Below are 12,113 nucleotides of genomic sequence, written 5' to 3' on the forward strand. Positions count from 1 at the left end.
CACCGACCCGCCGCCGGGGATGTGGACCGGGGGATGCGGCTTGTCCTGGATCGGGCGCGGCCAGATGTTGACGTGCCGCAGCTTGTTGTAGCGGCCGTTCCAGGCGAAGGGCTCGCGCGTGGTCCAGGCCTTGATGATCAGATCGTGGGCTTCCTGGTACTTCTCCCGCGTCAGGGACGGGATCTGGCCGTAGCAGTAGTTGGTGTCCATGGAGGTCCCGACCGGGAACCCGGCCACCAGCCGACCGCCGGAGATGCAGTCCAGCATGGCGAACTCCTCGGCCACGCGGATCGGCGGATTGTAGAGCGCGATGGAGTTGCCCAGGACGACGATGGCCGCGTCCTTGGTGCGCCGCGCCAGGCCCGCGGCGATGATGTTGGGGCTGGGCATGATGCCGTAGCCGTTCTGGTGGTGCTCGTTCACCCCGACGCCGTCGAAGCCGAGCGTGTCGGCGTACTCCAGCAGGTCCATATAGGTGTTGTAGACCTCATGGCTCTTGGCCGGATCGAACAGCTTCTGGTCGATATCGACCCAGACCGAGCGATTGGTCTCCCGGAAATCGTCCGGCAGATACGGCCACGGCATCAGGTTGAACCAGGTGAATTTCATGGGTCGCTCCTCCCAGACCATCGCTTGCGATGGTCGACTTTCTGAGTTCTCCCGCATGGCGTCCCAGGGGCGCCATGCGGGGGCCGCCTCTGTCGGGCGGTCATGTGAACGACGATAACCAAAATGCCCCAGGCGCCAAGCGACTTCGGGCGATCAGCAAGTGACCTCCGGCGGAAGAAAAACTGATCACGGAGAGGCTTCCAATAAGGTGGCTTTGGGTTATATTGAGAACCATTCGCAACTGAGCGCCCGCCATGCACGCCGCCAAGAAGACCCTGAGCTACAGCCTGATGCATATGACGGTGGCGATCGGGGTCGCCTTCGCCCTGACGCGGGACTGGCGCGCGGCGCTGGCCATCGGCCTGATCGAACCCCTCTTCCAGACGCTCGCCTTTGCGGTGCATGAGAGGGTCTGGGAACGGATCGGCCGCGGAACCGACGCGGCGCCGTCCCGTTCCGCGACCGCCTGACAGCCAAGGAGAAGACATGACCAACGCCGGACCCAACCCCGCCGCCCGCAAGGCCGCCGCCGACGGCCTGGCCAGGCTGCTGGCCGATTCCTACGCGGTCTATCTGAAGACCCACGGCTATCACTGGAACGTGCGGGGCTCGAACTTCGCCCAGCTCCACACCCTGTTCATGGACCAGTACACGGAGATGTGGACCGCCATCGACGCGGTGGCCGAACGCATCCGCGCGTTGGGCGAGCTCGCCCCGCAGGGCTACGCGTCGTTCGGCAAGCTGTCGGCGATCAAGGACGGCGATCCGGCCAGCAAGGCCGAGGGGATGGTCAAGGACCTGATCTCCAGCCACGAAACCCTGATCGGCACGCTCTACTCGACCTTGCCCGCAGCCCAGGAGGCCGGCGACGAGGTCACCGCGGGCCTGCTCACCGACCGGCTGACCGCCCACGAGAAGCACGCCTGGATGCTGCGCGCGACCCTCGACAGCTAGGCTAAAGCGACATCCAGCCGCCGCGGACCGGGGAGGGTTCTGTGGCGGCTGGACTCGCAAGCAACGACACCGGAAGGCGCCGCATGCGGCAAGGACAGGCCCCGCCGACTACGTCTGGAGACTGGCGCCGCCCAGCATCCGGCGCATGATCCATCCGGACTATGGCCGAGGCGGGAACGGGAAAGGGCGCCGCGGTCTCCCGCGACGCCCTCGGAACCCAGGTTCGGAGACCCCTAGAAGCGGTACTGGAACTCCACGCCGAACGTGCGCGGGAAGTTCAGCTTCACCGTGCGGCGGAAGGTGTTGGCCGCGGTGACGGACGAGGTCGTCGAGCTCTGATAGGCCGTCTCGTCGAAGGCGTTCTTCACATAGCCGATGATCGTGAAGCGGCTGTCGCCGTCCTTCCACAGCGCGCGGAAGTCGACGATCTCGTTCGACGGCGCCGTGGAGTTCGGCTGGCTGAAGACCGTGGTCTGCATGTCGTCGGTATAGGTGTAGGTGCCGCCCAGGGTCAGGCTGCCGGCCGCGAAGTCGAAGGTGTAGTTCGCGCCGAGGTTCAGTTTGTGCTCGGAGGTCATCGGCAGGCGATTGCCGACCAGGGTTTGCGGCTGGCTGCCATTGGGCAGGGCCGCGCCGATCGGCTTGGCTCCGGGCTGAAGAGCCCGCGGGTCGTTGGCGTCGACGAAGCAGCAGCCCTCCTCGATCTCGGCGTTGATGTAGGAGTAGCTGCCGAAGATCGAAAGGTTGTCGAGCGGGGCCCACTGGGTCTCCAGCTCGAAACCGTAGTTCCGGGCGTCGAGGTTCAGGAACTGCGAGCCGGTGGAGCCGGTGGTCGCGTTGAGGACCACGGTGAGCGGCGCCTGGAAGCCCTTGTAATCGGCGTAGAATACCGCGGCGTTGAGCTGGAAGCGGCCGCCGAAGGTCTTCTTCAGGCCGAGTTCGTAGTTGTCGACATATTCGGGGTCGGCGTAGGGGAACGGCGTCAGGCCGTTGGAGGCCAGCCAACCGCCCGACTTGTAGCCGCGGCTGTAGCGGGCATAGGCGTTGGTGTCGTCGTCCGGCTGCCACTGCAGGCCCAGCGTCCCGGTCCAGGCGTCGTAGTCGGCCGCCAGGTCACGAACCAGGCCGCCGTTCGGGTCCTGCCGCAGGTTGGAATAGAGCGGGTTGGCCGCGCAGGTGGCGATGGTCGGGCCGCCGCAGACCACGAAGGTGGTGAAATCGACGGCCATGCCCTGGGCGGCGGTCAGCGGAATGCCGACCGAACGCAGGATGGTCGTCGTGGTGTTGGTCCGCGACACGTAGCGGGCGAAGTCGGTGCCGGTCTTCTCATCCTTGGTCCAGCGCAGGCCGGCGGTCAGGGTGAGGGTGTCGGTGAACGCGTAGTCGATCTGGCCGAAGGCGGCGAATGAATCGACCTCGAGCGTCCCGTCCACCAGCAGGAAGTTGCCGTTCGGGTTGGGCGCCGCCAGGCCGCCGGTGGCCAGGTTGATCGGCGACAGCATCGACGGATCGCCCAGCACGCGCAGGCCCTGCGGCTGCGAATAGACCTGGTGGTACTGGAAGGCGCCGACGATCCATTGCAGCGGGTCATCGGTGTTGGACGAGATGTTGATCTCGTTCGACCACCACTTCTGCTTCTCCTGATAGAAGAAGCGCTCGTTGGGCGAGACATTGGTGGCGGTGTAGGCCCCGAACGGGGTCGCCGCGTTGATGCTGAAATTACCCGTGCGCGAGGAGCGGTCCTCATCGCCGTTGGTGTTGTAGACATAGGCTTGGTACCCGGCGAGGTACTTCACGCTGATGTCGCCGAGGTCCCAGGTCAGGTCGAAGTGCAGACGGTTGTGGTTGGAGAGCTTGCCCTCCATCGTCTGGTTGGTGTCGATCTTGAACTCATCCGAGTTGCTGATGTTCGACGTGCCATAGCCGAAGGTCGGATTGTAGTAGAGCGCGGCATTGCCGAGGCCCGTGACCGAGACCGTGTCGTAGGGCGAGATGACCGCCTCGTGGACGTTGCCGACCCCGTAGCTGTCGTCCCAGTCGAACTTCGTATAGCGCAGGCGCGCGGTGATGTTCTCGCCGAGGTCGGCTTCGATCTGGGCCTCGATGACATAGCGCTCGACACCGCTGGTGTCGCCGGCCGGGCCGACATTCTTGATGAAGCCCTTGTCGCGGCGCTCCAGCGACCCGCCGAGCAGGAAGCGCAGACCATCGGTCACCGGGCCGGTGACCAGGGCGTCGGTGCGCCAGCTGCCGTAGTTGCCGACCGCCGCGCGGACCTCGCCGTTGAATTCGTCGCTTGGGCGCTTGCCGATGATGTTGAGCGCGCCGCCGATGGAGTTGCGGCCGTACAGGGTGCCCTGCGGGCCCCGCAGGATCTCGGTCCGCTCGATGAACAGCGACGGCGTCGAACTATCGGCCATCGAGTTGGAGAAGATGCCGTCCGAATAGAGCGCCACCGAGGGGTCGGTGCCGATCGCGTTGGTCAGGCGTCCGAAGCCGCGGATCGAAAGGCGGTCATTGTTGGTGTAGGCGACACTGGGCGTGATGCGCGCCAGGTCCTCGACGGTGGCGACCCCGAGCAGGTCGCGCTTTTCGCTGGTGTATGCCGTGACGGCCACCGGCACGTCCTGCAGGCTCTGTTCCCGCTTCTCAGCGGTGACCACCAGCTCTTCGATGGTGAAGGCGGTGTCCTGGGCCATGGCCGGCGCGGCCGCGGCGGTGAGGGCGGCGACAGACGCGCCCATGACAAAAAAACCGCGAAGACGCAGGGGTTGATGCAGCAATGTTACCTCCCAGCCAGACGCGGGCGTTATGCCGCCCGTCGCGAGTGCTTAATGGACCTAGGCTGGAGGTCTCGAACGCCGTTCGAATAGAGAGAAATGCATCGCGCCCGGCTTTCCTCCGCGGGGTGTGTCTTTCATCACGCGCGGGCGATGAGCGCCGTCAGACCCCGCACGGCGGCCTGGACCGCCTCGTCGCCCCGCTCAACGCCGTCCGCGCCGCGGGCCAACCCGACGGCGGCGATGCCGCGCCCCCAGGCCCAGATCGCCTCGGCCATGTCGTGGGCGATGTCCTCGGGATAGAGGCCCTGGAAGTCGGCCATGATCGCGCCGCGGGACACGGCGATGGCCTCGGCCTCGGCCTCGGCGACGTCGGCCCGGCCCGAGTCGCGCGCCTCGTACATCAGCTCGTAGAGCTCTCGCTTCTCCCGCAGGAAGGCGAGGTAGGCGCCGCCCGTTGTGCGCAAGCCCCCGCCCGTCGGGTCGGCCTCATAGGCCTCGCGCATGGCCAGGGCCAGTTGCCGGAAGCCATCGACCGCCAGGCCGGCCAGCAGGGCCGCCTTGTCGGCGTAGTGATAGTAGACTGTGCCGGGCGCCACCCCCGCCCGCTCGGCGATGGCGCGCAGGCTGAGCGCGGCGCGACCGCTTTGGCCCAGGATGTCGCGCGCCGCGCCCAGCAGTTGCCCGCGCACATTGCCGACATGGTAATTGCCCCGCCGGGCGAGCCGCGCCGGGGTCATGACATCGATCCGAAAGCAGGGCGATCGCCCCGCGACACCGTCACGCTCATCTCGCCTCGCGGGCGCGCCAAATTATCAATGGTAACCTATCCGGCCCAGGGAGCGTCCGCCAACGAAACCTGCGCGCAATTCGCAACCGATGCGTGAAGGCGCCCGCAATCAGGTCAGGCCTGCGACCTTAGCCCCGAGGGTGGCCACGAGGTCGGCGGGCGAGAGCTCAACCTGCAGGCCCCGCTGGCCGCCGTTCACATAGACCTTGGGATGGACCATGGCGGCGGCGTCCACCACCGTGGGGACCGGCTTCTTCTGGCCGAACGGGCTGACCCCGCCCACCCGGTAGCCGGTGATCCGCTCGGCGTCGGCGGGCTTCATCATGCCGGCCGACTTGCCGCCGACCGCCGCGGCCAGCTTCTTCATGGCCACCTCCTGGTCCGAGGCCAGGACCGCGCAGACCGGCTTGCCGTCCACCAGGGTCATCAGGGTCTTCAACATCCGATCCGGCGCGACCCCCAGGCTCTCGGCGGCCTGGAGACCCACGCGAGGTGCGTCGGGATCGTAATCGTAAGTCGCCAGCCCATAGGCGACGCCCGCCTTGTCCAGCGCGAGCGTCGCAGGTGTCGTCTTGGCCACCTAGTCGTCCTGGTGGCTGACCGCGGCGGTGGAGCCGACGCCCCAGCCCTCGGCGCCCGGCAGCTCAAACCAGAACGGCTTCTTGGCCTGGCCGCCCAGCTCTTCCATCGACATGGCGTCGTAGACCCGGCCGTTGGCGACCGTGTAGCGGATCGAGGTCGAGTTGCGGATGTCGGCCAGGGGGTCGGCGTCCAGCACCACCAGGTCGGCCAGCTTGCCGGGCTCCAGGGAGCCCAGGTCGCGGTCCATTCCCAGATAGGCCGCGCCGCCGAGGGTGGCGGCCTTGATCACCTGCATCGGGGTCATCCCGCCCTGGGCCATCATCCACATCTCCCAGTGCGCGCCCAGGCCCTCACGCTGGCCGTGCGCGCCGAGCTGGACCGAGACGCCCTTGTCGGCCAGGGCCTTCACCATCCGGGCGATGTTGATGTGATTATACTCCTCCTCGGGCGCCTTGACCGGGCGGCGGGCGCGCGCGTCAAGGATACGGCGGGGCACATATTTCGAGAGCCGCGGATCGGCCCAGACATCGGTGTGGGCGTACCAGTAGTTCTCGCCGAAGGGTCCGCCATAGGCGACGATCAGGGTCGGGGTGTAGCCCACCTTGGTGGCCGGCCAGAGCTGCAGCACGTCGTCATACATGACGGCGGTCGGGATCGAGTGCTCCACCCCGGTATGGCCATCGACCACAAAGGTCATGTCGTGCTCGAACAGGGAACCGCCCTCCGGCACCACCATCATCTTCAGCTCGCGGGCGGCGGCCAGGATCTGTTGGCGCTGCTCGCGACGGGGCTGGTTGTAGCTCTTGACGCTGAAGGCCCCGATGGCCGCCATCCGACGCAGGGTCGAGCGCGCGTCGTCCAGGCTGTCGATCTGGGCGGTGAACGGCGCCTTGGCCCCGTAGAGGATGGTGCCGGTGGAAAAGATCCGCGGCCCCACCACGGCGCCGGCCTTGGCCAGTTCGGAGTGGGCGAAGATCTCGCCCGAGTCGTTCGACGGGTCGTGGATGGTCGTCACGCCGAAGGCCAGGGAGACATAGTTCACCCAGCTCTGCTGCGGGATGATCTGGTCGCTGCCCATCGAGCCGTGCCAGTGCACGTCGATGATGCCGGGCATGATGGTCTTGCCGGCCACGTCGATCACCCGGGCGCCGGCGGGAACGCTCACCGAACCACGCGGGCCGACGGCCTCGATGCGATTGCCGTTGAGCACCACCACGCCGTCTTCGATCACCTCGTCGCCCTTCATGGTGACGACGCGCGCGCCGGTGAGCGCCGTGCGGCCGGTCGGCGCGGCATGGGCCTGGGTGAACGAGATGTCGGTCCCGTGCTCGGCCGGCTTGGGCAGTTCCTTGGGCGCGCCCTCGACGAAGGCGAAGGCGTCCTTCAGGTCGCGGGAGAACAGCTCGGGGCCTTCCGACCACCACAGCTTCCGGCCGTCGCCCGACCAGTGCAGGAAGTAGCCGGCGTCCTGGGTCACCTTGGTGACCGGTAGGGCCGCAGCCTTGGGCGAGATGTCCATCGACTTGCCGGTGCGCGCGAAGGGCATGACATAGGCGTTGAACCGCTCGGTCCAGGCCACCCACTTCTCGTCCGGGCTGATCGCGTATTCCGCGGCGAACTCGCTCAGCAGGTGGCTGCGCTCCTCCGAGCCGTCCAGCTTGGCCGATTTGAGCGCGCGCTTGTTCTCCGCCTCGAAGGTCATGAAGAACACCCGGTCGCCGGCGGCGCCGAACTGCGGCTGCACCCCGCCCTTCGACACCAGGGCCGGCCTGCCGCCGCCCTTGGCAGGGATCGCGTAGAGGCCCGGCTCACGGCCCCACATGGCCGAGGTCAGGAAGCCGTCGGACACCGCCCGATAGACGATGGTCGCGCCGTCGGGACTGAAGGCCGGCTCCAGATAGTGGCCGGGCTGGCTGGAGACCACGCGGCCCTCGCCGCCGCCAGCCGGAACCACCCGGACCGTGCCGAAATCCTGGTCGTTCCAGGTGGTGTAGACGATGGAGCGGCCGTCGCGGCTCCAGGCCGGATAGAACTCGAAATGGTCGCTCTGGCGGGTCAGACGGCGTGGCGCGGCGCCCGACTTCAGGTCCTTGATCCAGAGGTGGCCGAGCGCCTGGTAGACGACCTTGTCGCCGGCCGGACTGACCTCGGTCCAGCGCAGCATCTTCACCTTGAAGTCCTTGGGCGCGACCTCCACCGGGAAGCGCACGGCCTCCTGGATCGTGCGGCTGGCCTTCACGTGGAAGGGGATCTCGGCCACGGCCTTGGAGGCCACCTCGACCCGCTTGATCTTGCCGCCGGCCCAGACCACCAGAGCCTTGTTGTCGGGAGTCCAAGCCATGGACGGATAGACCCCGTGGACGGCCCAGGTCTCCTGCATGTCGCGGTCGAGTCCGTCGAAGATCGCGGTCTCGCGGCCCGAGGCCAGGTCCATCACGAAGAGGGTGGATTTGTACCGGACCCGCCGGATGAACGCCAAGGACTTGCCGTCCGGCGAGGGGGTCGGGCGGATCGAGCCGCCAGGCCCAGTGACGAAGGGTTCGACCTCGCCCTTCTCGCGGTCCAGGCGCTGGATCACATAGATCTGGCCGTTGACGTCCTTGGAATATTCGAACACCCCGCCCGGCGTGGCGTCGTCGCTGAAATAGAGATAGCGGCCATCGGGGCTGAAGGCCGGCTCGCCGGAATCCTTCTGCTCGGTGCGCTTCTTGGTGAGCTGCAGGCCCTCGCCGCCGGAGCGGTGATAGAGCCACATCTCCCCGGCCCCCAGGGAGCGGGTCGAGGTGAAGTGCTTGCGCGCCACGATGTATTCGGAGTCCGGCGTCCAGTCGGGCTGGCTCAGCAGGCGGAAGGTCTCCTTGGTCACCTGGCGCGGGTTGGAGCCGTCCCGGTCGACGATCCAGATGTTGTCGCCGCCGCCGCGGTCGGAGGTGAAGGCGATCCAGCGGCCGTTGGGCGAGTAGGCCGGATGCATGTCCCAGGCCATGCCGGTGGTGAGGGCACGGGCCTCGCCGCCGCCGATCGGGATCACATAGAGGTCGCCCAGCAGGTCGAAGACCACCTCGCGGCCGTCGGGGCTGACGTCCAGGCTCATCCAGGTGCCGGAGGTCACGTCGATGGGGACCTCGCGGGTCGGGCCGGGCGGGGCGCCCACGTCCCACTTGGGCTTGTCGGCCGGCTTCTCCAGCGACGGGGTGGCCACCGGCTTGTTCAGTTCCGAGGTGTTCGGCCGCGGCTCGCTCTCGGCCTTGCCCTCCTCGGTAGGGACCGGCGGCGGCGTCGGGGCTGGCGGGGCCTGGGCGAAGGCCGGCGCAGACAGCGCGGCGAGAAGGGCTGCGGCGAGCAGACGGCGAACGATCATGGGGACCCCGGACTTGGCGTGCGCGCAATTCAACCGAGGGGCGCGGGCTTGTCGAGTCCGCTCAGGCGCGATTTCGCGCGATCTCGTTCGACGGACGCTGTTCCTGCGGCGGTCGAAGCGGGCTATTGGGGTAAAATCTCCCATGCGCCCGGACGGATGGCGCGGAAACGGACCCTTGGGCGTTTCCCCGTCTGTCCCCCTTCGACGACGAGAACCCAATGAACGCCCATCCGCCGCTTTCCCCGCCGGTCGGGTCCGCCCTGGACCTGATCGGCAACACCCCGATGCTGGAATTGACCGGCTTCGACACCGGACCCTGCCGCCTGTTCGTCAAGCTGGAGAACGCCAATCCCGGCGGCTCGATCAAGGACCGGATCGCGCTCTCGATGATCGAGGCCGCCGAGGCCGACGGCAGCCTGAAGCCGGGCGGGACGATCGTCGAGGCCACCGCCGGCAACACCGGCCTGGGCCTGGCCCAGGTGGGCGTGCTGAAGGGCTACCGCATCCTGCTGGTGGTCCCCGACAAGATGAGTCGCGAGAAGATCCAGCACCTGCGGGCCATGGGCGTGGACGTGCGGATCACCCGCTCCGACGTCGGCAAGGGCCACCCGGAATATTACCAGGACATGGCCCTGCGCCTGGCCGCCGACGTTCCCGGCGGCTTCTTCATCAACCAGTTCTCCAACCCGGCCAATCCCAAGGCGCACGAGACCACCACTGGCCCCGAGATCCTGGAGCAGATGGAAGGCGACCTGGACGCCGTGGTGGTGGGGGTCGGTTCCGGCGGCACGCTCACGGGCCTCGGCCGCTACTTCGCCAAGGCCTCGCCCAAGACCAAGATGGTGCTGGCCGATCCGCTGGGCTCGATCCTCGCGCCGCTGATCAATACCGGCAAGACCATCGAACCCGGCTCCTGGGTGGTCGAGGGCATCGGCGAGGACTTCATCCCCGACAACTGCGACCTGAAGCTGGTCGCCAAGGCCTATTCGATCACCGACGCCGAGAGCGTCGCCGCCGCCCGCGAGTTGCTGGCCAAGGCCGGCGTCCTGGCCGGCTCGTCGTCTGGCACCCTGCTGGCCGCGGCCCTGCGCTATTGCCGCGAGCAGACCGAGCCCAAGCGGGTGGTGACCCTCGTCTGCGACACCGGCTCGCGCTACCTGTCCAAGGTCTACAACGACTCGTGGCTGGCCGAGCAGGGTCTGACCGAACGCCACCTGCACGGCGACCTGCGCGACCTGATCGCGCGTGCGCCCTCCGACGGCGGGGCCATCACCGTGGGTCCGCAGGACACCCTGCTCACCGCCTATAACCGCATGCGCCAGGCCGATGTCAGCCAGCTCCCGGTGCTGGACGACGGGCGGCTGATCGGCCTGATCGACGAGAGCGACCTGCTGGACGCCGTCGAGGACAGCAAACCCGACCGCCGCTTCGCCCAGGACGTGGCCACGGCCATGACCGCCAAGCTCAACACCCTGCAGGCCGGAGACCCGCTGGACGCCCTGCTGCCGGTGTTCGAAAAGGACCAGGTGGCCATCGTGCTGGACGGCCGCGAATTCCTCGGGCTGATCACCCGCATCGACCTCATCAACTATCTCAGGCGCGCGGCGTGACCGAAGAAACCAAGGGCAAGAACCGGCTGGAATTCGCCACCCGCGCCATCCATGGCGGCCAGTTCCACGACCCCACCACCGGGGCGGTGATGCCGCCGATCTACGCCACCTCGACCTACGCCCAGACCAGTCCGGGCGAGCACAAGGGCTTCGAATATTCCCGCAGCCAGAACCCCACCCGCTTCGCCTTCGAGCGGGCGGTGGCCGACCTGGAGAGCGGGACGCGCGGCTATGCCTTCGCCTCCGGCCTGGCGGCGATCTCGACCTTCCTGGAGGTGCTGGACGCCGGCGACCACGTGATCGCCAGCGAGGACCTCTACGGCGGCTCGTTCCGGCTGTTCGACAAGGTGCGCAAGCGCTCGGCCGGGCTCGAGTTCAGCTTCGTCGACCTGGCCGACCTGGCCGCCGTCGAGGCCGCGATCCGACCCAATACGAAGCTGATCTGGGTGGAGACCCCCACCAACCCGATGCTGCGCCTGGCCGACCTCGAGGCGATCGCGGCCCTGGCCAAGAAGCACGGCCTGCTGGCCGCGGCCGACAACACCTTCGCCAGCCCCTACTGCCAGCGGCCGCTGGAGTTCGGCTTCGACGTGGTGATGCATTCCACCACCAAGTACCTCTCGGGCCATTCCGACATCGTCGGCGGCTGCCTGATCGTCGGGAGCAACAAGGACCTCGCCGACCAGGTGGGCTTCCTGCAGAACGCCGTGGGCGCGGTGGCCTCGCCCTTCGACTCCTTCCTGGCCCTGCGCGGGGTGAAAACGCTGGCCCTGCGCATGCAGCGCCATTGCGAGACCGGCCTGAAGATCGCCCGCTGGCTGGAGGCCCGGTCCGACGTGGCCCAGGTCGTCTATCCAGGCCTGCCGAGCCACCCGCAGCACGAGCTGGCCAAGCGCCAGATGACCGGCGGCTTCGGCGGCATGATCTCGGCGGTGCTCGATCGCGACCTGGCCGGGACCGTGCGGATGCTGGAGCGCACCCGGCTGTTCACCCTCGCCGAAAGCCTGGGCGGGGTGGAGAGCCTGATCGAGCACCCGGCGATCATGACCCACGCCTCGATCCCGGCGGAGACCCGCGCCCGCATCGGCATCGCCGACGGCCTGATCCGGCTGTCGGTGGGCATCGAGGACGCCGACGACCTGATCGCGGATCTGGACCAGGCGCTGGGCTAGGGCCTGTTCCCGATCTCAGTGCGGCGGAGAGACCGCCCCCTCACCCAACCTCTCCCCCGAGGGGGAGAGGAACGAGTTGCGCCCACCTTTTCCTCTCCCCTTTGAGGGGAGAGGCTAGAGCGTTTCCCGCGCCTGTTGAATCGAATGTGATTGGGGTGTGGATTCCCGAGCGGGCCGAAGCGGTGGAGTCTCCTGTTGGCTTGGACAGGAGGTTTGGGTGGCGCGGGCTTATTCGGAAGACCTTCGGATCCGGCT

General features: G+C 67.7%; 9 protein-coding genes. 4 read left to right on the forward strand and 5 right to left on the reverse strand.

Annotated elements, in window-relative coordinates; genetic code table 11:
* Positions 1–609 (reverse strand): LLM class flavin-dependent oxidoreductase (locus Q8Q88_RS23055; RefSeq protein ID WP_305677522.1); only part of this gene is annotated, 609 nt, incomplete at its 3' end.
* Between the two features lie 254 nt (positions 610–863).
* Here Q8Q88_RS23055 and Q8Q88_RS23060 point away from each other — a divergent pair.
* Both Q8Q88_RS23060 and Q8Q88_RS23065 read left to right on the forward strand, forming a co-directional pair.
* Positions 864–1,079, forward strand: coding sequence for a DUF2061 domain-containing protein (locus Q8Q88_RS23060; RefSeq protein ID WP_305677523.1), 216 nt, complete (start codon positions 864–866; stop codon positions 1,077–1,079).
* Between the two features lie 16 nt (positions 1,080–1,095).
* Positions 1,096–1,563: a Dps family protein gene (locus Q8Q88_RS23065; protein WP_305677524.1), complete on the forward strand. Its 468-nt coding sequence runs from the start codon at positions 1,096–1,098 to the stop codon at positions 1,561–1,563.
* Positions 1,564–1,796: 233 nt separating this feature from the next.
* Here Q8Q88_RS23065 and Q8Q88_RS23070 read toward each other — a convergent pair whose 3' ends face one another.
* The 4 genes from Q8Q88_RS23070 to Q8Q88_RS23085 form a co-directional block, all read right to left on the reverse strand.
* Entirely contained in the window at positions 1,797–4,346 is a 2,550-nt protein-coding gene (locus tag Q8Q88_RS23070) for a TonB-dependent receptor (RefSeq protein WP_305677525.1), read from the reverse strand.
* Positions 4,347–4,483: 137 nt separating this feature from the next.
* Positions 4,484–5,083 (reverse strand): TetR/AcrR family transcriptional regulator, encoded by a 600-nt coding sequence (locus Q8Q88_RS23075; RefSeq protein WP_305677526.1) that lies wholly within the window; start codon positions 5,081–5,083, stop codon positions 4,484–4,486.
* 159 nt (positions 5,084–5,242) lie between these two features.
* Positions 5,243–5,713 (reverse strand): Cys-tRNA(Pro) deacylase, encoded by a 471-nt coding sequence (ybaK, locus tag Q8Q88_RS23080; protein ID WP_305677527.1) that lies wholly within the window; start codon positions 5,711–5,713, stop codon positions 5,243–5,245.
* Positions 5,714–9,076 (reverse strand): amidohydrolase family protein, encoded by a 3,363-nt coding sequence (locus tag Q8Q88_RS23085; RefSeq protein ID WP_305677528.1) that lies wholly within the window; start codon positions 9,074–9,076, stop codon positions 5,714–5,716.
* Between the two features lie 218 nt (positions 9,077–9,294).
* Between Q8Q88_RS23085 and Q8Q88_RS23090 the strand changes: the two genes are divergently transcribed.
* The gene (locus tag Q8Q88_RS23090) at positions 9,295–10,686 is read left to right on the forward strand and encodes a cystathionine beta-synthase (RefSeq protein ID WP_305677529.1); all 1,392 of its coding nucleotides are present in this window, start codon (positions 9,295–9,297) and stop codon (positions 10,684–10,686) included.
* Positions 10,683–11,858 (forward strand): cystathionine gamma-synthase, encoded by a 1,176-nt coding sequence (locus Q8Q88_RS23095; RefSeq protein WP_305677530.1) that lies wholly within the window; start codon positions 10,683–10,685, stop codon positions 11,856–11,858. The genes Q8Q88_RS23090 and Q8Q88_RS23095 overlap by 4 nt, the downstream gene beginning before the upstream one ends.
* Positions 11,859–12,113: the final 255 nt, after the last annotated feature.

The sequence above is a fragment of the Phenylobacterium sp. genome, from assembly GCF_030697925.1.
Classification (GTDB): domain Bacteria; phylum Pseudomonadota; class Alphaproteobacteria; order Caulobacterales; family Caulobacteraceae; genus Phenylobacterium.